We start from the raw sequence: 24641 nt of genomic DNA on the forward strand, positions 1-24641 counted from the left end.
TGATATTCCGTCTTGGTGCCCCACTTCCCGAGGAAGCACCGTCTTCGAGCGGCCGGCCTTAGCGGATCACCAGGGCCACCACCCAATATGTCTTGAGCGCTAGCAGGAACGTGACCAGCATCGGCACCCAACGCAGATCCCGGTACAGCACCACCACCAGCACCAGCAGTGCCGCCGTGGCAAAGACCTTGATCGCCTCACCCAGGACCAGCCCGCCGATCGAAGCCCGGTCGCGCGCCAGCCACAGCCGGAACGCGAAGAACCCGCTCGGCACGAAGCACACCACGCCGCCGAACAGCGCCGACCAGCCGTACGGGCCTGGCTCTTTCGCGAACAGCGCCCAGCACAGTGCCGACAGCAAGGTGACGATCACCTGCGCCAGGACAACCTTGCCCGGGGTCATGCGCGACGGATGCAGCGCGCGCTCGCCAAACAGCCTTTCCGCGTCGGCGCGCGTCAGCGGATCGACCGCCTCTTCCTCTCGGTCTGCGCCCTCTTTCCAGTCGTCCCAGTCATCCTCGTGACGGGACCCGGCGCTTCGCTGCTGACGGTCTCGAACCACTACCTTCCTGCCTCATTCCAGACCGGAACTTTTCGGCCCGGCCAGAATTCAAACCGCACGATTTTAAGGGGAACTACTGATGCGCGTCAATCTGCTTACAGTTAGCTTGCAGTGCATTGCGCACAACGGTTGCCATCACGATTGCATGATGGCTGCGTAAAAATTGCGCAGCAATAATGTTTGACGTAATTGGATTGCGCAGCGAACCCTGCGCATGATGGTGGATTAACGGGCACGCGGTACGTATACCGGCCGTTGAATTTTCCACTGCGGCGTGCACGCAACAGTCATCGCGGCGATGGCCGTTTATCGCACCGAATTGCGTGTGGAAATGCTCTGGGAATTGCCTGATTAAAAATCAGGCAACCCGCTGCCCTGCCCGCGACTCGCGCAAGCGCGCGAGCACGCCTTCGAGCGCGTCGTTGTCGTTGAAGTGGATGGTGAGCTGGCCCTTGCCGCGCGCGCCCACCCGGATCTGCACCGCCAGCCCCAACTCATCCGACAGTTCTTCTTCCAGCCGCGCTACGTCGCGAATGTTATTGACGCCCTTCTGCTTGAGCGACTTCAGGTCGAACGGCTTGAGCGTTGACGTCACCAGTTTTTCGGTCTCGCGCACAGACAGCCGCTTGTTGACGATCTGGTTCGCGAGCGTGATCTGGTTGGCGCCGTCGACGGCCAGCAGCGCGCGCGCATGGCCCATGTCGAGATCACCCGCCATCAGCATGGTCTGTACCGGCGCGGCCAGGTTCAGCAGCCGCAGCAGATTCGATACCGCGCTGCGCGAGCGCCCGACCGACTCCGCCGCCTGCTCATGCGTAAACTTGAATTCGCGGATCAGGCGCATGATGCCCTGCGCTTCTTCCAGCGGGTTCAGGTCTTCGCGCTGGATGTTCTCGATCAGCGCCATCGCGGCGGCGGCTTCGTCGGCCACGTCCTTGACCAGCACCGGCACCTTGTCCAGGCCCGCCAGCTTCGAGGCGCGGAAGCGGCGTTCGCCGGCGATGATCTCGTAACGATCCGGTTCGGCGACGCGGCGTACCAGGATCGGCTGCATCAGGCCTTGTGCGCGGATGCTCGCTGCCAGCTCCTGCAGCGCGCCTTCGTCCATGCGCGTGCGCGGCTGGTACTTGCCCGGCTGCAGCTGGTCCAGGCGCAGCACGGTGGGCGCGCCCTCCTGCTTGACCGATTCCACGATCTCCGCGGGCCCGCCCAGCAGCGCTTCGAGGCCGCGGCCCAAGCCCTTCTTCTTTACCGTGCTCATGCTCACCCTCCCCTTCAGCCCAGCTGCCTGACGCGCGCGATCATCTCGGCGCCGAAGTCCAGGTACGCCTTGGCGCCCTTGGACGACGGATCGAATGCCACGCCCGGCATGCCATAAGACGGCGCCTCGGCCAGGCGCACATTGCGCGGGATCATGGTCTTGAAGACCTTGTCGCCGAAGTGCGATTCGAGCTGCGCCGACACTTGCTGCTGCAGCGTGACGCGCGGATCGAACATGACGCGCAACAGGCCGATCACCTTCAGCTCGCGGTTCAGGTTGGCGTGTACCTGCTTGATGGTGTTGACCAGGTCCGACAGCCCTTCCAGCGCAAAGTACTCGCACTGCATCGGCACGATCACGCCGTGTGCCGCACACAGGCCATTCAGCGTCAGCAGCGACAGCGACGGCGGGCAGTCGATCAGCACGAAGTCATACTGGTCGTCGACTTCGTCGATGGCTTGCTTGAGCCGGCGTTCGCGCTGGTCGAGCTCGACCAGCTCCACTTCGGCGCCGGCCAGTTCGCGGTTGGCGGGCAGCACGTCGTACCTGCCGGTCTCGGAACGCTGGCGCGCCTGCGTGACGCTGGCCAGGCCAACCAGCACCTGATACACGCTGTGTTCCAGCGCCTGCTTGTCGATGCCGGAGCCCATCGAGGCATTGCCCTGCGGGTCCAGGTCGACCAGCAGCACGCGCTGGTCCTGCGCGGCCAGGCCGGCGGCGAGGTTCACCGTGGTGGTGGTCTTGCCTACCCCGCCCTTCTGGTTTGCGATCACGAATACCTTGGCCATAAGCTCCTGCGGCTCCTGCTTCAATTCATCCGGCCAGCCCGGGGCTGGCAGTTCGCGGCGCTGCCGTTGCAGCGTCGCGGCGTAGGTCCTGCTTGCGCGCTTCAGCGCCGCGACAACACCACCAGGTGGCGCTCGGCGTCCAGCTCCGGCACGGTGAGCCGGGGCACGGCATCGACCTGCCATTGCGTCATCAGGCCGGCCGCTTCCATGCGGTCGAGCTCGGCCTGTGGATAAACACCCTTCATGGCAATCAGCTTGCCGTGCGGTGCCAGCAGATGGCCCGACAGGTTCACAAAGTCTGTCAGTTCGGCGAACGCGCGCGACGTGATCACGGCATAGCCGTCTGCGTCTTCCAGCTTTTCCACCGGCCCCCAGTGCGCGGCGGCATTGGCTAGTCCGAGCTGGGCACGGCACTGGGTCAAGAAGGCGGTCTTCTTCTGCACGATGTCGACCATCAGCACCGACAGGTCCGGGCAGGCGATCGCCAGCGGCAGGCCGGGCATGCCGCCGCCCGAACCAACGTCCAGCACCCTGCCCCACGCCGGCGTGCCTGGCGCTGCGGCGCGCGCGGCTTCGGCCAGCGCGGGCACCGCGGCGAGCGAATCCAGCATGTGATGCGTAAGCATCTCATCAGGATGGCGGATCGCGGTCAGGTTGTAGACGCTGTTCCACTTTCGCAGCAGTGCCAGGTAGTCGAACAGCTTGTCGATCTGGGCCGGCGCCAGGGCCAGGCCGATCGATTCCAGACCGGCCTCGAGGCGACGACGCTGGGCGGCGTCGTCGGTCATGGTGTGTCGCGGACCGGCCACTCAGGCTGCCTCTTGCGAGTTGCTGCCAGCATCGGTACCCGCCTCAGTGCCAGTACCTGCAACCGCCTCGGCGCGCGCGCGACCCAGGCCCTTCTTCTTCAGGTGTACCAACAGCAGCGAGATAGCAGCCGGTGTCACGCCGGAGATGCGCGAGGCCTGACCCAGCGTTTCCGGACGGTGCTGGTTCAGCTTCTGGCTGACCTCGAAGCCCAGGCCGCGCACCTCGGTGTAATCCAGCCCTTCCGGCAGGCGCGTCGATTCATTGGCTTCCAGCTTGTCGACCTCGGCTGCCTGGCGGGCGATATAGCCGTGGTACTTGATGCCGATTTCGATCTGTTCGCGGATCTGCTCGGCCAGCATGACGTCAGCGTCCAGCGGCGTCTCCGGCGCATGGCGGCCGCCCTGCAGTGCCATCAGCGACGCATAGCGGACCTCCGGCCGGCGCAGCAGGTCGGCCAGGCTGTACTCGCGCTCGATCGGCTTGCCCAGGAGCGGCACGGCGTCTTCAGCCGGCAGCATCGCCGGGTTCACCCACGTGCTCTTCAGGCGCTCTGTTTCACGTGAAACAGCGTCGCGCTTGCGGTTGAAGGCATCCCAGCGCGCATCGTCGACCACGCCCAGTTCGCGACCGACCTCGGTCAGGCGCATATCGGCATTGTCTTCCCGCAGGCTCAGGCGGAATTCCGCGCGGCTGGTAAACATCCGGTACGGTTCGGTCACACCACGGGTGATCAGGTCGTCGACCAGCACGCCCAGATAGGCCTGGTCGCGGCGTGGCGTCCAGGCGTCACGTTCGCGCACGTAGCAGCCGGCATTGATACCCGCCAGCAGGCCCTGCGCGGCGGCTTCCTCATAGCCGGTAGTGCCGTTGATCTGGCCGGCAAAGAACAGGCCGCGGATTGCCTTGCTCTCCAGCGAGGCCTTCAGGCCACGCGGGTCGAAGTAGTCATACTCGATCGCATAGCCGGGGCGCAGGATGTGCGCGTTCTCCAGCCCGCGGATCGAGTGCACCAGCTCCAGCTGCACGTCGAACGGCAGGCTGGTCGAGATCCCGTTCGGGTAGAACTCGTTGGTGGTCAGGCCCTCGGGTTCCAGGAAGATCTGGTGGCTTTCCTTGCTGGCAAAGCGATGGATCTTGTCCTCGATACTCGGGCAGTAGCGCGGCCCTACCCCTTCGATCACGCCGGTGTACATTGGCGAGCGGTCCAGCCCGCCGCGGATGATGTCGTGGGTGCGGCTGTTGGTGTGGGTGATCCAGCACGGCAGTTGCTGCGGGTGCTGCTCCGGGCGGCCCAGGAAGGAGAACACCGGCACCGGATCCAGGTCGCCGGGCTGCTCTTCCATCACCGAGAAGTCGATGGTGCGGCCGTCGATGCGCGGCGGCGTGCCAGTCTTCAGGCGCCCTTGCGGTAGCTTCAGGTCCTTCAGGCGCGCCGACAGCGACACCGCAGCCGGGTCGCCGGCGCGGCCGCCGGTGTAGTTGTCCAGCCCCACGTGGATCTTGCCGTCCAGGAAGGTACCGGCGGTCAGCACCACCGCGCGGGCGCGGAAGGCAATGCCGACCTGGGTCATGGCACCGACCACGCGGTCGCCCTCGACCATCAGGTCGTCCACCGCCTGCTGGAACAGCATCAGGTTCGGCTGGTTCTCCAGCCGCGTACGGATCGCCTTGCGGTACAGCACGCGGTCAGCCTGGGCGCGCGTGGCGCGCACGGCCGGGCCCTTGCTGGAGTTGAGGATGCGGAACTGGATGCCGGCCTCGTCGGTGGCGGCAGCCATGGCGCCGCCCATCGCATCCACTTCCTTGACCAGGTGCCCCTTGCCGATGCCGCCGATGGACGGGTTGCAGCTCATCTGGCCCAGCGTCTCGATGTTATGGGTCAGCAGCAGCGTCTGGCAGCCCATGCGGGCAGCCGCGAGTGCAGCTTCAGTGCCGGCGTGACCACCACCGACGACGATGACATCGAACTCTGTTGGGTAAAGCATGGGACACCTCCTCCGGGAGGCTGGCGGGAAAATTCGGGAATGCCGAATTATAGCGGCAATCGACTGGAGGCTTTTCGATGGTAACCATGTTTCACGTGAAACATGGCGTCGGCGGTACCTGGGGAGTCGCTCCGAAACCACGCTATGTTCCACGTGAAACAAAAAGGCCGGGCACAAGGCCCGGCTGATGTTTCACGTGGAACAAGCGCCTCAGAGTTGGGCGCGGATATAGGCCGCAACCTGCCCGGTCAGCTTGCCAAGGTCGCGTTGCAGCGTGGCGAACCCGCCATTGCGCTCCCGGCCAACCTCGTCCATGTATAGCGGACGCCGGATTTCGATCTGCAGGCTGTTGCGCCGCTCGGCTGGCCGCCCGATCTGGGCAATCAGCTGCACGCCTTTGTAGGGATCATTGCAGGCCACCGTGTAGCCCATGCCGCGCAACTCCCCTGCTATCAGGTCGACCAGTCCCGGCTCGCATGTGGTGCCGTCCCGGTCGCCGAGCACAAAGTCCGCCAGCGGATGCGGGCTGTCGATTTTGAGCCGCTCATAGGCGTTGTTCGGCATCGAGTGCAGGTTCAGGTGCCACACCGTGCCGAAACGCTGCCAGGCACTCTCCACCGCTTCGGCCAGCGCAGCGTGGTACGGCCGGTAGTAGCGGTCGATACGGGCCTGCACTTCGGCCACGGACAGGCGGCGGTCGTAGATCGGCGTGCCCGCATCGACCCGGCTCCAGATCAGGCCATAGCCCAGCTGCGTCTTCGGGCCCGGGGCCAGCGCCGTCGGCCAGGGGCCGTCGAGCAGGTCCGGGTCGATGTCGTCGGCCATCCGGTTGGGATCGATATAGACGCGCGGGAACGTCGCCGCCAGCAGCGTACCGCCTGCGGCCGGCACGGCATCCCATAACGCATCGACGTGCGTATCCTCGCCGCCACGCAGGCGGGCCGCCGGGATGGCGGCACCGAAGTCCGCCGGGTACGCGGTACCGCTGTGCGGCGAGTCGCACACCAGCGGCAGCGCCTCCCCTTCCGGCAGGCGCACGATCACCGGGGGCAGCGCGGCGGTCTCGTTGGTCGTCAGGTTCGTCGCTTCAGCCATGCGTCAGTCCAGCTTGATATCCGCCGCCTTGGCCACGCGGGCATAGCGCGCCATGGCCTGCTGGATCTGCGCCTTGAACTGCTCGGGCGTGGTCGGCACCAGCGTGCCGCCCGACTCCTCGACCTTGCGCTTGAACTCCGGGTTCTGCATGGCCTTGTGGATGGCCTGGTTCAGCCTGGCGACGATCGCAGGCGGCGTATTCGCCGGCGCCACGATGCCGAACCAGCCGCCATCGCCCATATCCTTGAAGCCCAGTTCGGCATAGGTCGGCACGCCAGGCAACTGTGCAGAGCGCGACGCACCCAGCACCGCCAGCGCGCGCAGCTTGCCCGATTTCACGTGGGGCAGCGTGGACGACAGGTTGTCGGTGATGGCATTGACCTGCCCTGCCACGGCATCATTCAGCGCCAGGCCGGCGCCCTTGTACGGCACATGCAGCAGGTCGATCTTGGCCAGCATCATGAAGTTCTCGATGTTGACGTGGCCCAGCGAGCCGGCGCCGGGCGAAGCAAAGCTGTACTTGCCCGGGTTGGCCTTGGCCAAGGCAACGAACTCCTGCATGGTCTTGGCCGGCACACTGGGATGCACCGCGAACACGCTGGGGATCGCCACCACGTTGGTGACCGGGGCGAAGTCCTTGACCGGGTCGTACTTCAGCCTGGGGTACACCGCGGGGTTGGAGCCGTGCGTGCTGACCGTGGCCATGCCGATGGTGTAGCCGTCCGGCGCGGCATTGGCCACCTGCTCCATGCCCAGCGAGCCGCCGGCGCCGCCCTTGTTCTCGACCACGATGGACTGGCCCAGCTCGCGCCCGGCAAACTCGGCCACCAGGCGCGCCGACAGGTCGGTGGAGCCACCTGCCGCGAACGGCACGATCAGGCGGATCGGGCGCGTCGGGTAGTTGGCCTGCGCGAAAGCGCTGCCGGCAAACGCCAGCGTGGCAGCGGCCGCGGTACCGGACAGCAGCAGCTGGCGGCGGGTTATCCTGGCTCGGATCATGGGGATTTCTCCTGTTGGTTTTGTGCAATGAACCGGGCGAGTGTCAGCCGTTTACCGGGTCGGCACAAACGACTATATTGCACGTTTGCATTACCAAAGATCATCCTGCGCAGCCAGCCTTGGCTGCCCTGCCCCGCCATGCGGCTGCGTTCCCCATCGATGTCCGAGTTGCATGCCTTCGCCGCCGCGGCACGGCTGGGCAGCTTCACCCGTGCGGCCGAACTGCTGTGCGTGACGCAAGGGGCCATCAGCCGCGCCATCGCCAGGCTCGAAACGCATTTTGGCCAGCCGCTGCTCCAGCGCAATGCCCACCGGCTGCTGCTGACCGACGCCGGCAAGCAACTGCTGGACGCCGTGGCCGAGCCGCTGGCCGCGATCGAGAACGCCAGCGCCGCCCTGCTCGCCGGCGACCGACGGCACCACCTGACACTGTCGGTCGTGCCGACACTGGCCAGTGTCTGGCTGGTGCCGCGGCTGCCTGACTTCCACCGCCGCCATCCGGACATCAGACTCGACTTCGTGCCATACGAGCGCGATGAGGACTTCTCCGGCCCGGCGCCAGATGCCGCCATCCTGGCGGGCGAAGCCGGCAAGTGGCCGGGCCTGTTGGTCGACTATGTGGTTGGACGTGAACTGGTCCCAGTTTGCCACCCGGACCGCGCTCGCGCGCGTCGCGCGGCAGGCCATTGGCAGTCGCCGGCTGAGTTGCTGCAGGAGCCCCTGCTCTACCACACCACCGCGCCGGCGAACTGGCAGAACTGGCTGCACGCGGCAGGCGTACCCAACGCTGCGCCGACGACGTTATCCACAGGTTTCGACCAGGTTTCGATCCTGATCCAGGCCGTGCGCGCGGATATGGGCGTGGCAGTGCTGCAGCGCTGCCTGGTGCGCGATGAACTCGCCGCCGGCCGCGTGGTGGCACCGTTCGATCTGCCAATTACGCTGATGCGCGGCTATTTCCTGTGTGCCCCCAAAGAACGGCGCGATCATCCGGCGCTGAACCGCTTTCGGGAGTGGCTGTTGGAGACGGCGAAGCAAGATACCGACGTCGACCCGGGAAAATATGCAGCGGATCACTGATTGCCATCACGAGACTAAAGATATGATTCGTCCGGTTGATTTATGGCGACAGTTCATTCGCTTGAGAAATGTGAGGCATCAAGTTCTTGGCTACGTCATTCATCCAACAAATTCTCGCATACCCATCTCAGCGCATCTGGCGATTGCTCCGCTGAACCCATTCGCGAATTGGGTTATCCCCAAAGTTATTCACAGGAAAAATAAAAAAGGGCCCGCAACTGCGGGCCCTCATTCATGCGGCAATCGTCGCGCCGTTTACGCCGCTTTCTTCGCCAATCCAAGGTAAGTCTCGATCACCTTTGGATTCGCCGCCAGCTCATTCGCCGGCCCTTCCATCGACATATCCCCGGTCTCGATCACATAGCCGTAGTCCGCCACCTGCAGCGCGGCGCGCGCATTCTGCTCGATCAGCAGCGTCGCCACGCCCGTCGTGCGCAGGTTGCTGATGATGTGGAAGATCTCCTTGACGATCAGCGGCGCCAGGCCGAGGCTGGGTTCGTCCAGCATCAGCAGTTGCGGCTTGGCCATCAGCGCGCGCCCCACCGCCAGCATCTGGCGCTCGCCGCCCGACAGCGTGCCGGCGTCCTGGCGCGCGCGCTCGCGCAGGCGCGGGAACAATTCATAAACCACGTCCATCTGGTCGAGGAAGTTTTTCTCGCCCGCGCGCTTGCGGCGGAAGGCGCCCAGCAGCAGGTTGTCCTCGACCGTCATCGACGCGAACAACTCGCGCTTCTCCGGCACCAGGCACATGCCGCGCGCGACGCGCCCCTCCACCGGGATGCCGGCCAAGTCGTGGCCGAGGTAGCTGACCGAGCCGCTCGACGAGCCGTTCACCGGCAGCGCACCCATGATCGCGTTGAGCATGGTCGACTTCCCGGCACCGTTGGGGCCGATCACCGTGACGATCTTGCCGGCCTCCACCTTCAGGTTGGCGCCGTGCACCGCTTCCACCTTGCCGTAGCGGACGTGGAGGTCCTTCACTTCGAGAATCAGGCTCATGTCGGGTCCTTATTCCACACCACCCAGGTAGGCTTCCAGCACCGCGGGGTTCTTCTGCACTTCCTCCGGCACGCCCTCGGCAATGCGTGTGCCGAATTCCATCACCACCAGCCGGTCGGTCAGGTTCATCACGAAGTCCATGTCGTGCTCCACCAGCAGCACGCTCATGCCCTCGCCCTTCAGTTTGCGCAGCAGTTCGGCCAGCGCCTGCTTCTCCTTGTAGCGCAGGCCCGCGGCGGGTTCGTCGAGCAGCAGCAGCGCCGGGTCGCAGCACAGCGCGCGCGCGATCTCCAGGATGCGTTGCTGGCCCAGCGCCAGGCTACCCGCTTCCATGTACATGCAGTCGGCCAGGCCCACGCGCTCGAGCTGGCGCCTGGCCTCGAACAGCAGCTTCTCTTCCTCGGCCTTGTTCATGCGCAGGATCGCGGCGGAGACACCGCCCTGCGCGCGGAAGTCGCCGCGCAGGTGCGCGCCGATGGCGACGTTCTCCAGCACCGTCATGGTCGGCAGCAGGTGCACATGCTGGAAGGTGCGGCCGATGCCGCGCTTGACAATCTCGCGCGACGGCAGGCCCGAGATCACCTCGCCGCGATAGCGCACTTCGCCGCGTGTGACCGGCAGCACGCCCGTCACCAGGTTGAAAGTGGTGGATTTGCCGGCGCCGTTGGGACCGATCAGCCCGATGATCTCCCCCGCGCGCACCTGGAAGCTGACATCGTTGACCGCGACCAGTCCGCCGAACTCCTTGCGTGCGGCGCGTACATCGAGGATCAGCTCGCCGGCCTCCGGTTTCTGGCGCACGGCCAGTGCTTCGGCCTGCGCGGGCGCCAGCACCGGCGGGCCCGACGGGACCAGGCGACGCAGGAACGGCCAGATGCCATCGCGCGCGTACTGCAGCAGCAGCACCAGCAGCACGCCGAAGACGATGATTTCGAAGTTGCCGTTGGCACCGAGCAGCTTGGGCAGCACGCCCTGCAGCACATCCTTCAGGATGGTCAGGATGCCCGCACCCAATACTGCGCCCCACACGTGGCCAACGCCGCCGACCACCGCCATGAACAAATACTCGATACCGTAGTTCAGACCGAACGGCGTCGGGTTCACCGCGCGCTGCAGATGCGCATAGAGGAAGCCCGACACACAGGCGAGGGTCGCCGCGACCACGAAGATCACCACCTTCATCCACGCCGTGTTCACACCCATCGCCTCGGCCATCACGCCGCCGCCCTTGAGCGCGCGGATGGCACGTCCCGGGCGCGAGTTCAGCAGGTTCTGCATCGCCAGCACGGACACCAGCACCACGGCCCAGATCAGGTAGAACATCGAGCGGCCCGATTGCAACTCGATGCCAAGGAACGACAGCACCGGGATCCCGTTCAGCCCGTCATACTTGCCGAGGAATTCCAGGTTGCCGAACAGGAAGAACAGCGACAGGCCCCACGCGATCGTCGCCAGCGGCAGGTAATGCCCGGACATGCGCATCGTGATCAGCCCGATCACATAAGCCGAGGCCATCGTGATCACCAGCCCCACCAGCAGGCCGAACCACGGCGACAGCCCGAACTGCGTGGTCAGGTACGCGGTGCTGTACGCACCGAGCCCCACGAACGCGGCCTGCCCGAACGAGGTCATCCCGCCCACCCCGGTCAGCAGCACCAGCCCGATCGCCACGATGCTGTACAGGCCAATGTAGTTGCCCAGCGTGATCCAGAATTCCGGCGTCGGCAGTAGCGGCAGCAACGCCAGCACCACGACGAACGCCAGCGCCAACAATCGGTTGCGATTCAGCCGCGCGCGGCTGCCTGCCTCGGTACCGGCCACGGCCGCCTGCTTGTCGGTCAGCATGGTCATGGCTTATTCCTCCTCCTCGACATGCTTGCTCGTCAGCGAGCGCCACAGCAGCACCGGGATGATCAGTGTGAAGACGATAACCTCCTTGAACGCACTGGCCCAGAAGGACGAATAGGATTCGAGCAGGCCCACCAGCAGCGCACCCAGTGCTGCGACCGGATAGCTGACCAGCCCGCCGACGATGGCGCCGACAAAGCCCTTCAGGCCCACCAGGAAGCCCGACTCGTAATAGACCGTGGTCAGCGGCGCGATCAGGATGCCGCACAGCGCGCCCATCGCCGCGGCCAGCGTGAACGACAGGCGCCCCGCCTGCGTGGTGCCGATGCCGACCAGGCGCGCGCCCAGCCGGTTCACCGCGGTCGCGCGCAGCGCCTTGCCCTGCAGCGTGCGATCGAAATAGAAGTACAGTGCGCCGATCAGCAGCGCCGACACGCCCACCACCCACAGGCTCTGCCCCGAGATGCTGAGCGCGCCCACGTCGAAGCGCGCATCCGAGAATGCCGTGGTACGCGAGCCTTCCGCACCGAACATCACCAGCCCCAGCCCCACCAGCGCAAAGTGCACGCCGACCGAGACGATCAGCAGCACCAGCGTGCTGGCCTCGGCCAGCGGCTGGTAGGCCAGCCGGTACAGCATCGGCCCGAGCGGGATGATGATCAGCAGCGTCAGCGCGATCTGCGCCAGCATCGGCAGCGGCTGCGCGCCATACTGCTGCGCCACCCAGTGCACCGCGAGCGGGAACACCAGGTACTTGCCGGCCAGCACGCCCAGACGCTGGCCCAGCGTGCGCCGCAGTTCGGCGCTGCGCAGCACGGTCACGGTTTCATAGAGGAAGGTCAGCACGCCCATCGCCAGCAGCAGCCAGCTGGTCTGCGGCGCGTGCCCGGCCTGCATTGCCGCCAGCGTCAGCGCGCCGTAGGCCACGAACTCCCCTTGCGGGATGAAGATGACGCGGGTCACCGAGAACACCAGCACCAGGGCCAGTGCCAGCAGCGCGTAGATCGCGCCCGAGGTGATGCCGTCCTGCGCCAGGATGGCAGCGATAGATAAGTCCATTGTCTCCCCGTGTCGTAGATATACCTGCCTGCATCGAAGGGGGCCGACAGGGCGCTGAGCGCGTTGGGATTACGAAATAGTAAACGGATTGCCTATAGCGCAAATACAGGGCAACCCTAACGACGACCCTAATGACGGCCCTGACGGCCCTGACGGCCCCACGCTCAGGATGGCGCGAGGCCGTGCGTCGTGCAATCCGCATCGGGCAAAAAAAAAGCGCATGGCCGAACCATGCGCTCGTGCTGCGTCCCGCCGTAGCGAAGCGATGCGGTGAATGAATGCGCTGCCTGCCCTACTTCGTCAGCAGCTTCCACTTGCCGTCGACGATCTGCACCATCACGCGGGCACGCTGGTCGAAGCCGAGGTGGTCGGTCGCGCTCATGTTCATGATGCCGTGCGACACGGGCAGGTTCTTGGTCTGCTCCATCGCATCGCGCAGCGCCTTGCGGAATTCCTTGGTGCCGGGCTGGCCCTTCTTCAGCGCTTCGGGGATGGCGTGCTGCAGGATCAGGCCTGCATCCCAGGCATGGCCGCCGAAGGTCGAGACCTGCCCGCCGAACGCCTTCTCATAAGCGGTCTTGTAGGTCATCGCCGGCTTCTTCACCGGGTTGCTGTCAGGCAGCTGCTCGGCCACCAGCAGCGGGCCTGCCGGCAGGTAGGTGCCCTCGCAGTCCTTGCCGCACACGCGCAGGAAGTCGGGATTGGCCACACCGTGGGTCTGGTAGATCTTGCCCTTGAAGCCGCGCTCCTTCAGCGTCTTGGCCGGCAGCGCAGCGGGCGTACCCGAGCCTGCGATCAGCACGGCGTCGGCGTTGGCGCTCATCATCTTCAGCACCTGGCCGGTCACCGAGGTATCGGTGCGGGCAAAGCGCTCGTTAGCGACCACCTTGATCTTGCGCATGTCCGCCACCTTGGCGAATTCCTGCGCCCAGCTGTCGCCATAGGCATCCGCGAAGCCGATAAAGGCCACCGTCTTCACGTTGTTGTTGCCCATATGCTCGGCGATGGCAGTCGCCATGTGCGAGTCGTTCTGCGGCGTCTTGAAGACCCAGGCGCGCTTGGCGTCCATCGGCTCGATGATGCGGGCCGAGGCGGCCATGGTGATCATCGGCGTCTCGCTCTCGGAGACCACGTCGACCATCGCCAGCGAGTTCGGCGTCACGGTGGAACCCACCACCACATCGACCTTGTCTTCAGTGATCAGCTTGCGCGTGTTCTTGACCGCGGTGGTGGTATCGGAGGCATCGTCGAGCACGATGTACTCGATCTTCTTGCCCGCCACTTCCTTGGGCATCAGCGTGAAGGTGTTCTTTTCCGGAATGCCCAGCGATGCCGCCGGACCCGTGGCCGATACCGTGACCCCGACCTTGACCTGTGCGTGGGCTGCGCCGACAACCAGGCTCAGGCTGGCCGCCGCGATTGCCAGCAGGCTGGCGCGCTTGAAATCCATCTTGTCTCCTTCGGTTCCTGAAACAGAAAGGCATCCGTCCGGCGTCCGCCGGCGGATGCCTTTTTTCTAGTAACGACCCCTCGGGTCTGACGCAGGCACATCGCTGGCGCCCGCGCTACAGCTAGGAACGATGCAACACCGTTCCGCTTCTCCCGTCCGCACCAGCCCCCGGACTTGGCGCTTCCGTAATTCACCGACCGCACGGTCGGGAATGCGGATCGAGTCTATCACAGCGTTTTGGCGCGAAAAGGGAGGATTAACCCGCATCGCGCGCCACGGCGCGGGCCCTGGCCGGATCAGCGCAGGAACGCATCCCACGCGGTCTTCAGGATCAGCGCACTCACCACCACGATAAACATCTTGCGCACGAAGGCACTGCCATGCCTCAGCGCCAGCCGGCTGCCCACCTGGCTGCCGGCGACGTTGGCCACCGCCATCACCAGCCCCAGCTGCCACCAGATATGGCCCTTGCTGGCCAGCAGCAGCAACGCTGCCAGGTTGGTGGCCAGGTTGACCAGCTTGGTCGAGGCCGCTGCGTGCAGGAAGTCATAGCCGAACACGCGCACGAACACGATCATCAGGAAGCTGCCGGTGCCGGGACCGAACACGCCGTCATAGAAGCCGAGCACCGCGCCGGCCAGCAGCGCGGCCAGCCGTTCGCGTCCGCCCGACAGCGTGGGCGCGTGCTCGGTGCCCAGGTCCTTCTTGGCCACCGTATAGACCAGCAGCACCACCAGGATGAACGGCAGCGCCTTGCGCATCGGCTCGGCCGGAATCATGGTCAGCGCCCAGGCGCCGGCCATCGAGCAGATAAAGGCCGCCAGCACCGCCGGCGCGGTAGCGCCCCAGTAGATGCGCACGCTGCGGCCGTAGCGCAGTGCCGCGTTGGCGGTGCCGGCGATCGACGCGACCTTGTTGGTGCCGAGCAGCGTGGCCGGCGACATGCCGGGATAGGCCGAGAACAGCGCCGGGATCTGGACCAGGCCGCCGCCACCGGCGACCGCATCGATCAGGCCGGCGAGAAAGGCGGCAACCGCCAGGAATGCAAATTCCATCATTGCAGGAAACGGGAAAGCGAGAAGGGAGAAACGGAAGGGAACGTGAGGCGCTCGGCCGGGTGTGCCGGCTCACCCGAGCACCTTGGCGGCCGGAACCAGGCTGCGATGCCACAGGCCGCTGCCGTGGGGGCTGAAGCCCGCCGGCGGATCGCCGTGCCCGCTCACGAGGCCAGGCGCCAGCAGCGCATGGCGGATGCCGTGGGCGCGGCCCCAGTCGGCCAGCGTGTCGCAGCAGGCCTGCAGGCAGGTCCGGCTGGCCTCCGGCGGCAGGCCGGGGCGCACCCACCACTCCGTCGCGCAGGCGGCTAGCCCTGCAAAGTCCAGTCTGGGCACCAGCGCCACTGGCAGGCAACCCAGCACATCGTCCGGCGCCGCCCCGTGCGCGATCAGGCAGATGCCGCGCCCGGACTGGGCCAGGAGCTCGTCCAGCATCAGCCGGCGCGCGCGGGCGGCAGGCACCGGCAGCGCCTGCACGGCGTCCAGCCAGGCCGCCAGCATGGCGGCATCGGCACCTAGCCCAAGGCGTACCAACCCCTGCGGCGCGGGTGAGCCGGGACAATCGGGGGTATCTGGGGATTCGGGCGAGTCAGGAACGGCGGGCATGGCGGGCAACGGAGAGCGCCCGCATTGTCTCACGCGGCAAGGGGCCAGGTGATGCCGCTGCGGCATGGATGCCCCAGGATGGGGCGAATGCAGCACAGGAGTGAAGGGAAGCTCAAATGAAAAAAGCGTTGCCGAGGATCACCCGGCAACGCCCTTTATTTATAACGCTGCTACCCGACACCGGGTGCGCGCCTGTCGTCTCCTCGCTTCCGCCTCCATTTAACCTGCGAAAACCGTATATGGAATGTAACGAAGCGGTGCATCGAGGACAAGCTAGAAAAAACCCTAGCCCCACAATCGGGCATGTCGACCCGCGGTCACTCGTGCTTGCGACCGAAGCGCGCCAGCAGCTCGCCCATGATGCCACGGCGGAAGGTCAGCACGCAGATCACGAAGATCACGCCGGTCACCATCGTCACCGACTCGCCCAGGGTGTTGAACCAGCCGATGCCGGTCGCCGATGCCAGGAAGCTGCCGATGTCGCCCAGCTTGTTCTCCAGCGCCACGACCACGAAGGCGCCGACAATCGGGCCCGACAATGTGCCCAGGCCGCCGACCAGCGTCATCAGGATCACCGAGCCCGACATCGACCAATGCACGTCGGTCAGCGTCTCAAAGCCCAGCACCAGCGCCTTGATCGAGCCGGCCAGCCCCGACAGCGCCGCCGACAGCACGAAGGCGGTTAGCTTGAAGCGGTCGACGTCATAGCCCAGCGAGATCGCGCGCGGCTCGTTCTCCTTGATCGCCTTCAGGATCTGGCCGAACGGCGAATGCACCGTGCGCACGATCAGCGCGAAGGCCGCGACGATGATCACCAGCGCCACGTAGTACAGCGTCAGGTCACTAGACAGCGACAGCACGCCGAACAGCTTGCCGCGCGGGATGCCCTGCAGCCCGTCCTCGCCGCCGGTGAACGGCGCCTGCAGGCAGATAAAGAACAGCATCTGCGCCAGCGCCAGCGTGATCATCGAGAAGTAGATGCCCTGCCGGCGGATCGCCACCGAGCCCACCACGTAGCCGATCAGCGCGCCGGTGGCGGTGCCCAGGATCAGGCCGATCTCCGGGGTCACGCCCCAGGCCTTCATCGCATGACCGGCCGCGTAGCCCGCGCCGCCGAAGAACGCCGCATGGCCGAACGACAGCAGCCCGGTATAGCCAATCAGCAGGTTGAAGGCACACGCGAACAGCGCGAAGCACAGCACCTTGAGTACGAACACCGGATACGCGCCCGCCATCGGCGCGGCAATCAGCGCCAGCAACAGCAATCCGTACAACAGTTTCTTCTGCACGCCTTGTCCCTTTCCTGCCTGGCCTGCGTTGGCCGCCACCGTGGTTTGCGTCGATGGCGTCGACGATGTGGATGGTGCGCTCATCACTTCTCCTTACCGAACAGCCCGGCCGGGCGCAGCAGCAGCACGATCACCATGATGAAGAACACCACGGTCGACGATGCTTCAGGATAGAACACCTTGGTCAGCCCCTCGATCACGCCCAGCCCCAGGCCGGTCAGGATCGAGCCCATGATCGAACCCATGCCGCCGATCACCACCACCGCGAACACGATGATGATCAGGTTCTGCCCCATCAGCGGCGAGATCTGGATCACCGGCGCCGCGAGCACGCCCGCAAACGCTGCCAGCGCCACGCCGAAGCCGTAGGTCAGCGTCACCATCAGCGGCACGTTGACGCCGAAGGCCTCGACCATCTTGGGGTTCTCGGTGCCTGCGCGCAGGTAGGCGCCCAGCTTGGTCTTCTCGATCACGTACCAGGTGGCAAAGCACACCACCAGCGACGCCACCACGACCCAGGCGCGGTAGTTGGGCAGGGTCATGAAGCCCAGGTCGGTCGCGCCCTGCAGCGCGTCCGGCGTCGAGTACGGCAGCCCCGACACGCCGTAGATCGAGCGGAAGATGCCCTCGATCACCAGCGTGATGCCCAGCGTCAGCAGCAGGCCGTAGATATGGTCGAGCTTGTAGATCCAGCGCAGCATGGTCTTCTCGATCACCACGCCCAGCGCAGCAACGACCAGCGGCGACAGCAGCAGCATGATCCAGTAGTTCAGCCCGGCGTACTCCATGCCCATCCAGGCCAGCACCGCACCGAGCATGAAGAGCGCGCCGTGCGCGAAATTGATGACGTTGAGCAGGCCGAAGATGACCGCGAGGCCCAGGCTCAGCATCGCATAGAAAGCGCCGTTGACCAGCCCCAGCAATAGCTGGGAGAGCATGGCAGGCAAGGGGATTCCGAAGATGTCCATGAGCATCGATTGCTGGTGGGGTCTCCCCTCTCCCGCGCGCGGGAGAGGGGTTGGGGGAGAGGGCCGGCGCGGAAGGGGCTACGAACTTCAACACGGCCGCAGGCATTCCTCACGCCGCGCTGTGTCTGCCGGTCTCGCTCCGGCCGACGCCCGCCCTCTCCCCCTGCCCCTCTCCCGCAAGCGGGAGAGGGGAACAAACCGTCGCAGGCCTGCTGGGTCTTACTTCTTCAACATCGCGCACTTCGACTCGGCCACCGTGGTGAAGGCCTGCTCGCCCGGGATGGTCGCCACCACCTTCAGGTAATCCCACGGCTTCTTCGATTCGGCCACCGTCTTCACCTGCATCAGGTACATGTCGTGGATGCCACGGCCGTCCTGGCGGATATAGCCCTTGGTGTAGAAGTCGTTGATCTTCATCTTCTTCAGCTCGGCCATGACCTTGTCCGGATCGTCGGTCTTGGCCGCCTCCACCGCCTTCAGGTAGGTGCTGGCCGCCGAGTAGTCCGCTGCCTGCAGGCTGCTCGGCATCTTCTTCATCTTGCCGAAGAAGCGGTTGGCAAACTTGCGGGTGTCGTCGTTCATGTCCCAGTACCAGCTGTCGGTCATCAGCAGGCCTTCGGTGTTCTTCAGCCCCAGGCTGTGGATGTCGTTGATGAACATCAGCAGGCCGGCGATCTTCATCGTCTTGGTGATGCCGAATTCCTTGGCCGCCTTGATCGCGTTGATGGTGTCGCCGCCGGCGTTGGCCAGGCCCAGGATCTGCGCCTTGGACGACTGTGCCTGCAGCAGGAACGACGAGAAGTCAGACGCCGACAGCGGATGGCGCACCTGACCCGCCACCGTGCCACCGCTGGCCTTGACCACCGCCGCGGTGTCGCTTTCCAGCGAATGGCCGAAGGCGTAGTCGGCGGTCAGGAAGAACCACGACTTGCCTCCCTGCTTGACCACCGCGCTGCCGGTGCCCTTGGCCAGCGCCACCGTGTCATAGGCGTAGTGCACCGTGTACGGCGAGCACTCTTCGTTGGTCAGGCGCGCGGTGCCGGCGCCGATATTGATGTAGACGCGCTTCTTCTCCGAGGCGACCTTGTTCATCGCCAGCGCGGTGCCCGAGTTGGTGCCGCCCAGCAGCATGTCCAGGCCTTGCTGGTCCATCCATTCGCGCGCCTTCGAGGCGGCGATGTCAGCCTTGTTCTGGTGGTCGGCGGAGACGATCTCGATGGGCTTGCCCAGCACCTTGCCGCCGCGGTCCTCGATCGCCATCTTGATGGCTTCCAGGCCGCCGGGACCATCGATGTCGGCGTACAGGCCCGACATGTCGGTGATGTAGCCGATCTTCACGGTGTCGCCCGACACCTGCGCAGCGGCGCTGAAGGAAACGGCACCCATGGCAATGGCCGCCATCGCGGCCGCGAGCCGAGTCTTTTTCATGTCTATGTCTCCTGATTTGCGGCGGCGTGCGCGCCACCCGTTCCTGCCAAACAGCAACCAATGATCCGTGCGGATCAGACCCCGAGCAGTTCGTGCAGCACCGGCATCTTGGCCTGCAGCTCATTGGCCGCGAAGCGCTCGACGATGCTGCCATGCTCCATCACGTAGAAGCGGTCGGCCAGCGGCGCGGCAAAGCGGAAGTTCTGCTCCACCATCACCACCGTGTACCCCTTCTGCTTGAGCATCAGGATCATGCGCGCGAGCGCCTGCACGATCACCGGTGCCAACCCTTCCGAGATTTCATCGAGCAGCAGCAGGTTCGCACCCGTGCGCAGGATGCGCCCGACCGCCAGCATCTGCTGCTCGCCACCGGAAAGACGCGTGCCCTGGCTCTGGCGCCGCTCCTTCAGGTTCGGGAACATCTCGTAGATTTCGGCCTCGTTCATGCCCTTGCTGGTGTCGGCGCCCTTGAGCACCGGCGGCAGCATCAGGTTTTCTTCGCAAGAGAGGCTGGAGAAGATGGCGCGCTCTTCCGGGCAATAGCCAATGCCGTAGTGCGCAATCTTGTGCGTGGGCAGGCCGATGGTTTCATGGCCATTGACCTTGATCGAGCCCTTGCGCGCGCCCGTCAGGCCCATGATCGCGCGCAGTGTGGTGGTGCGACCGGCGCCGTTGCGGCCCAGCAGCGTCACCACCTCGCCGGGGTTCACGGTCAGGTCCACCCCGTGCAGGATGTGCGATTCGCCGTACCAGGCCTCCAGGCCTTTGATCTCGAGGGCAGGTGTATTCGATGTCGTCATGTGGTGCCCCTCAGTGCGCGCCCTGCAGTTCCGCGTCGACGGTGCCCATGTAGGCCTCCATCACGCGCGGGTCCTTCGACACTTCGGCGTAAGGGCCCTCGGCCAGGATCGCGCCGCGCTGCAGCACCGTGATCTTGTCTGCGATCGACGACACCACGCTCATGTTGTGCTCGACCATCAGGATGGTGCGGCCCGCGGAGACCTTCTTGATCAGCTGCGTGACGCGGTCCACATCCTCGTGGCCCATGCCCTGCGTGGGCTCGTCCAGCAGCATCAGCTCGGGCTCCATCGCCAGCGTGGTGGCGATCTCGAGCGCGCGCTTGCGGCCGTACGGCAGGTTCACCGTGACGGTGTGCGCGAACTCGGTCAGCCCGACCTGCTCGAGCAGCTCCATGGCGCGGTCGTTGAGCACGTCGAGCGAGCGCTCGCTGCGCCAGAACTGGTACGCGGTGCCGAGCTGGCGCTGCAGGCCGATGCGCACGTTCTCCATCACCGTCAGGTGCGGGAACACCGCCGAGATCTGGAAGGAACGGATCACGCCGCGGCGCGCGATCTGCGCGGGCTTCTCGCGGGTGATGTCGATGCCGTTGAACAGGATGGTGCCGGTGGTCGGCTCCAAAAACTTGGTGAGCAAGTTGAAGCAAGTGGTCTTGCCCGCGCCGTTGGGCCCGATCAATGCATGGATCGACCCGCGGCGCACCCGCAGGTTGACGTCGCTCACCGCCGTGAACCCCTTGAACTCCTTGGTGAGGTTCCGCGTTTCCAGGATGGTTTCCTGCTGGTTCATGTCTCCTGCCCGCCCTCTTGCTGAACTGCCGGGGTGATGCCCGGCACTGACAATGGTCCGAACCGGCCTGGTAGGCCCTTGCTGCCGCATATTCCGTCAGGCCGGCCGCTACTGCGACCTTGCCCGCGGACTTTTGTCTGTGCGCGGGGCGGCTCCCGCTGGTGCCTGGCGACTGGCTAGCATGTGCTGCCGCCGCACCCTGTGAGGCGTCTATTGTGTGCGCCTGTTGCATCGCAAAACATCGGGGTTTGCACTATGAAACATGAACCAAGTGTCAGTTTTTTTGCAGGCGCACATGAGCAGGCGGCGTCACCTGGCCAACGCCGCCTGCCTGCCTGACTTTTCTGCTGCGGCGCCGCGCCGTCAGGCGCTCTCCACCGCCGCTGGCGGCGCCGGGGCGGCGATCTCCTGCGTGCCCGCCGCGCGCTGGCGATCCTCGCGGATCATGTCGCTGGCGCGTTCGGCGATCATGATGGTCGGTGAGTTGGTATTGCCCGAGGTGATCAGCGGCATCACCGAGGCATCGACCACGCGCAGGCCGTCGATGCCGAGCACGCGCAGGCGATGGTCCACCACCGCCGTGGGATCGTCGGCGCGGCCCATCTTGCAGGTGCCCACCGGGTGGAAGATGGTGGTGCCGATATTGCCGGCGGCTTCGGCCAGCTCCTTGTCGGTCTGGAACGCGGGGCCCGGCAGCCATTCCTCGGGCTGGTACGGTGCCAGCGCGGGCGAGGCCACGATGCGGCGCGTGAGCCGGATCGAATCGGCAGCGACGCGCCGGTCCTCTTCCGTCGACAGGTAGTTCGGCGCGATCGCCGGCGCCTGGCGAAAGTCCGCGCTGCCGATATGCACGCTGCCGCGCGAGGTCGGCCGCAGGTTGCAGGCACTGGCGGTAAAGGCATTGAACGCGTGCAGCGGGTCGCCGAACTTGTCCAGCGACAGCGGCTGCACGTGGTACTCGATATTGGCGCGCGCCTGCCCGGGGTCCGAGCGCGCGAACGCGCCCAGCTGCGACGGTGCCATGCTCATCGGTCCGCTCTGGTTGATGGCATATTGCACGCCGATGCAGAACTTGCCCCACAGGCTGGCGGCGCGCGTATTGAGCGTGCGCACGCCGTTGACCTTGACCACCGTGCGCAGCTGCAGGTGGTCCTGCAGGTTCTCGCCCACGCCGGGCAGCGCGTGGCGCACCGGGATGCCCAGCGCGCCCAGCCGCTCGGCCTGGCCGATGCCGGACAGTTCCAGCAACTGCGGCGTATTGACTGCGCCCGCGGCAAGGATAACCTCGAGCGAGGCTGCTGTCGTATGCGGCTGGCCGCCGCCGACGTAGTTCACGCCGGTGCAACGGCGCCCGTCGAAGGTCAGGCCGCTCACCTGCGCGCCAGTGACGATGGTCAGATTGGGCCGCTCGGAGGCGCGCCGCAGGAAGGCCTTGGCCGTATTCCAGCGGATGCCGCGGCGCTGGTTCACTTCGAAATAGCCGACACCGAAGTTGTCGCCGCGGTTGAAGTCCTCGGTGCGCGGGATGCCTGCCTGCTCGGCCGCATCGGCAAAGCGCTCCAGGATATCCCAGCGCAGCCGCTGGCCTTCCACGCGCCACTCGCCGCCGGCGCCATGGAATTCGCTCGGGCCGCGGTGATGGTCCTCGCTGCGCTTGAACAGCGGCAGCACGTTGTCCCAGCGCCAGCCGTCGTCGCCGGTGAGCCGCGCCCACTCGTCATAGTCCTCACGCTGGCCGCGCATATAGATCATGCCGTTGATGGACGAGCATCCGCCGAGCACGCGCCCGCGCGGATAGCCCAGCGAGCGGCCGTTCAGTCCGGCTTCCGCCTCGGTGCGATAGAGCCAGTCGGTACGCGGATTGCCGATGCAATACAGGTAGCCGACCGGAATATGGATCCAGTGGTAGTCATCCTTGCCGCCGGCTTCCAGCAGCAGCACATTGACGTCAGGGTCCTGCGTCAGGCGGTTCGCCAGGACACAGCCGGCCGAGCCGGCGCCCACGATGATGTAGTCGAATGTCTCCATGGCTCCTTTCGTTATCGTGGCAGGGGGGCAGGAATTACTTCGCGACCGGCATGGTGAACTCCGCGCCCTTGGCAATCGAATCCGGCCAGCGCTGCATCACGCTCTTGTAGCGCGTGTAGAAGCGCACGCCCTCTTCGCCGTAAGCGTGATGGTCGCCGAACAGCGAACGCTTCCAGCCGCCGAACGAGTGCCAGGCCATCGGCACCGGGATTGGCACGTTGATGCCGACCATGCCGATCTGGATCTGCCGCGCAAACGCGCGCGCGATGCCGCCATCGCTGGTGTAGCACGAGACGCCGTTGCCGAGCTCGTGCGCGTTGATCAGCGCCACCGCCTCGGCGAAATCATGCACGCGCACCACCGACAGCACCGGGCCGAAGATCTCTTCCTTGTAGATCGTCATGTCCGGCTTGACGTTGTCGAACAGCGTGCCGCCGACATAGAAGCCGTTCTCGTGGCCGGGCACGGTATGGCCGCGGCCATCGGTGACCAGCGTCGCGCCCTCTTCCACGCCCTTGGCGATATAGCCCTCCACCTTCGCCTTGTGCGCAGCGGTCACCAGCGGACCCATTTCGGCGTCCGACTCCATGCCGTTGCGGATCTTCAGCGCGCTGGCGCGTTCGGCGAGGCGCGGCACCAGCTGGTCGGCGACATCGCCGACTGCCACCGCCACCGAGATCGCCATGCAGCGCTCGCCGGCGGAGCCGTACGCAGCACCGATCAGCGCATCGACTGCCTGGTCGAGATCGGCATCGGGCATCACCACCAGGTGGTTCTTGGCTCCGCCCAGCGCCTGCACGCGCTTGCCGTGCTTCGTGCCTTCCGTGTAGATGTACTCGGCGATGGGCGTCGAACCCACGAACGAAAGTGCCTGCACATCCGGATGCGCCAGCAGCGCATCAACCGCTTCCTTGTCGCCCTGCACGACATTGAACACGCCATCGGGCAGGCCCGCCTGGCGCAGCAGGTCGGCAATCAGCAGGCTCGGCGACGGATCGCGCTCCGAAGGCTTCAGCACGAAGGTATTGCCGCAGGCGATTGCCACCGGGAACATCCACATCGGCACCATCACCGGGAAGTTGAACGGCGTGATGCCGGCCACCACGCCCAGCGGCTGGCGCAGGTTCCAGTTGTCGATGCCGCCGCCGATGTTGTCGGTGAAATCGGTCTTGAGCAGATTGGGGATGCCGCAGGCGAACTCCACCACCTCGATGCCGCGCGTGACTTCGCCCTTGGCATCCGAGAACACCTTGCCGTGTTCGCGCGTGATCAGCGCGGCCAGCTCGTCGTGGTGCCGGTCGAGCAGTTCCTTGAACTTGAACAGGATGCGCGCGCGGCGCAGCGGCGGGGTTTCGGACCATGCCGGAAAGGCGGCCTTGGCGGCAGCCACGGCGTCGCCCACGTCCTGCGCGGTGGCCAGCGCCACGCGCGCGGCGACTTCGCCCGTAGCGGGGTTGTAGATCTTGGCCAGACGCTGCGACGCGCCGCGCGTCTGCCGGCCTGCGATGACATGGCCGATGGTGGTTTGCACCGCGCTGGCTTCTGCAAGGATGTCTTCCACTTCCGCTCCTCAATGCTTGAATCTCTGATGGCATGCGGCCCGCCGATCTTTGCGTCCGTTGAAGACGCTGCTTCGTGCCGGGTGGTGACCCCTGGCGACGCGGATAGCGCGCCGCACAAGGACTATAGGCCGTCGATGAGCGCAAGCTTGGTGCAGTTGCGCGGCCCCGTCCAATGATTTATC

21 protein-coding genes are annotated in these 24641 nt (G+C 65.7%); 1 reads left to right on the top strand and 20 read right to left on the bottom strand.

Translation table 11 applies throughout. From position 1 onward, the window contains the following. Positions 1-58: 58 nt before the first annotated feature. The 7 genes from K307_RS24975 to K307_RS25005 form a co-directional block, all read right to left on the bottom strand. Complete coding sequence (locus K307_RS24975) at positions 59-562, bottom strand: ATP synthase subunit I (protein WP_042883558.1); 504 nt, start codon at positions 560-562, stop codon at positions 59-61. Between the two features lie 358 nt (positions 563-920). Beyond that, entirely contained in the window at positions 921-1823 is a 903-nt protein-coding gene (locus K307_RS24980) for a ParB/RepB/Spo0J family partition protein (RefSeq protein ID WP_042883559.1), read from the bottom strand. A 14-nt stretch (positions 1824-1837) separates the two neighbouring features. Then, positions 1838-2611, bottom strand: a complete 774-nt coding sequence (locus tag K307_RS24985) for a ParA family protein (RefSeq protein WP_042883560.1) — start codon at positions 2609-2611, stop codon at positions 1838-1840. 101 nt (positions 2612-2712) lie between these two features. Beyond that, positions 2713-3399 carry a 16S rRNA (guanine(527)-N(7))-methyltransferase RsmG gene (rsmG, locus tag K307_RS24990; RefSeq protein WP_051975175.1) on the bottom strand — a complete coding sequence of 229 codons (687 nt, stop codon included), beginning with the start codon at positions 3397-3399 and terminating at the stop codon, positions 2713-2715. Positions 3400-3420: 21 nt separating this feature from the next. After that, positions 3421-5406 (bottom strand): tRNA uridine-5-carboxymethylaminomethyl(34) synthesis enzyme MnmG, encoded by a 1986-nt coding sequence (mnmG, locus tag K307_RS24995; protein WP_042883562.1) that lies wholly within the window; start codon positions 5404-5406, stop codon positions 3421-3423. 210 nt (positions 5407-5616) lie between these two features. Next, positions 5617-6501: an N-formylglutamate amidohydrolase gene (locus K307_RS25000; RefSeq protein ID WP_042883563.1), complete on the bottom strand. Its 885-nt coding sequence runs from the start codon at positions 6499-6501 to the stop codon at positions 5617-5619. A 3-nt stretch (positions 6502-6504) separates the two neighbouring features. Next, on the bottom strand, positions 6505-7500 hold the full coding sequence (locus tag K307_RS25005) for a tripartite tricarboxylate transporter substrate binding protein BugE (protein ID WP_042883564.1): 996 nt from the start codon (positions 7498-7500) through the stop codon (positions 6505-6507). Between the two features lie 138 nt (positions 7501-7638). Here K307_RS25005 and K307_RS25010 point away from each other — a divergent pair, with 138 nt between their 5' ends. Next, positions 7639-8580: a LysR substrate-binding domain-containing protein gene (locus K307_RS25010; RefSeq protein WP_042883565.1), complete on the top strand. Its 942-nt coding sequence runs from the start codon at positions 7639-7641 to the stop codon at positions 8578-8580. Between the two features lie 255 nt (positions 8581-8835). Here K307_RS25010 and K307_RS25015 read toward each other — a convergent pair whose 3' ends face one another. The 13 genes from K307_RS25015 to K307_RS25075 all read right to left on the bottom strand — a co-directional run bounded on the left by K307_RS25015 (position 8836) and on the right by K307_RS25075 (position 24416). Continuing rightward, complete coding sequence (locus K307_RS25015) at positions 8836-9579, bottom strand: ABC transporter ATP-binding protein (protein ID WP_042883566.1); 744 nt, start codon at positions 9577-9579, stop codon at positions 8836-8838. 9 nt (positions 9580-9588) lie between these two features. Further along, positions 9589-11430: an ABC transporter permease subunit gene (locus K307_RS25020; RefSeq protein WP_051975176.1), complete on the bottom strand. Its 1842-nt coding sequence runs from the start codon at positions 11428-11430 to the stop codon at positions 9589-9591. Between the two features lie 3 nt (positions 11431-11433). Beyond that, positions 11434-12486, bottom strand: a complete 1053-nt coding sequence (locus tag K307_RS25025; RefSeq protein ID WP_042883567.1) for a branched-chain amino acid ABC transporter permease — start codon at positions 12484-12486, stop codon at positions 11434-11436. Between the two features lie 292 nt (positions 12487-12778). Further along, positions 12779-13936: an ABC transporter substrate-binding protein gene (locus K307_RS25030; protein WP_042883568.1), complete on the bottom strand. Its 1158-nt coding sequence runs from the start codon at positions 13934-13936 to the stop codon at positions 12779-12781. A 296-nt stretch (positions 13937-14232) separates the two neighbouring features. Beyond that, the gene (locus K307_RS25035) at positions 14233-14991 is read right to left on the bottom strand and encodes a sulfite exporter TauE/SafE family protein (protein ID WP_042883569.1); all 759 of its coding nucleotides are present in this window, start codon (positions 14989-14991) and stop codon (positions 14233-14235) included. 72 nt (positions 14992-15063) lie between these two features. Then, positions 15064-15597: a hypothetical protein gene (locus tag K307_RS25040; protein WP_042883570.1), complete on the bottom strand. Its 534-nt coding sequence runs from the start codon at positions 15595-15597 to the stop codon at positions 15064-15066. Between the two features lie 317 nt (positions 15598-15914). Further along, complete coding sequence (locus K307_RS25045) at positions 15915-16970, bottom strand: branched-chain amino acid ABC transporter permease (protein ID WP_230626102.1); 1056 nt, start codon at positions 16968-16970, stop codon at positions 15915-15917. Next, positions 16970-17854, bottom strand: coding sequence for a branched-chain amino acid ABC transporter permease (locus tag K307_RS25050; protein ID WP_042883571.1), 885 nt, complete (start codon positions 17852-17854; stop codon positions 16970-16972). The genes K307_RS25045 and K307_RS25050 overlap by 1 nt, the downstream gene beginning before the upstream one ends. Before the next feature lie 219 nt (positions 17855-18073). Continuing rightward, complete coding sequence (locus K307_RS25055; RefSeq protein ID WP_042883572.1) at positions 18074-19282, bottom strand: ABC transporter substrate-binding protein; 1209 nt, start codon at positions 19280-19282, stop codon at positions 18074-18076. A gap of 74 nt (positions 19283-19356) precedes the next feature. Beyond that, positions 19357-20082: an ABC transporter ATP-binding protein gene (locus K307_RS25060; RefSeq protein WP_042883573.1), complete on the bottom strand. Its 726-nt coding sequence runs from the start codon at positions 20080-20082 to the stop codon at positions 19357-19359. Positions 20083-20092: 10 nt separating this feature from the next. Then, positions 20093-20869 (bottom strand): ABC transporter ATP-binding protein, encoded by a 777-nt coding sequence (locus tag K307_RS25065; protein ID WP_042883574.1) that lies wholly within the window; start codon positions 20867-20869, stop codon positions 20093-20095. Positions 20870-21232: 363 nt separating this feature from the next. Next, the gene (locus K307_RS25070; RefSeq protein WP_042883575.1) at positions 21233-22897 is read right to left on the bottom strand and encodes a GMC family oxidoreductase; all 1665 of its coding nucleotides are present in this window, start codon (positions 22895-22897) and stop codon (positions 21233-21235) included. Positions 22898-22931: 34 nt separating this feature from the next. Next, positions 22932-24416, bottom strand: a complete 1485-nt coding sequence (locus tag K307_RS25075; RefSeq protein WP_230626359.1) for a CoA-acylating methylmalonate-semialdehyde dehydrogenase — start codon at positions 24414-24416, stop codon at positions 22932-22934. Positions 24417-24641: the final 225 nt, after the last annotated feature.

Source organism: Cupriavidus necator A5-1 (assembly GCF_000744095.1).
GTDB classification, from domain to species: Bacteria; Pseudomonadota; Gammaproteobacteria; order Burkholderiales; family Burkholderiaceae; genus Cupriavidus; species Cupriavidus necator_A.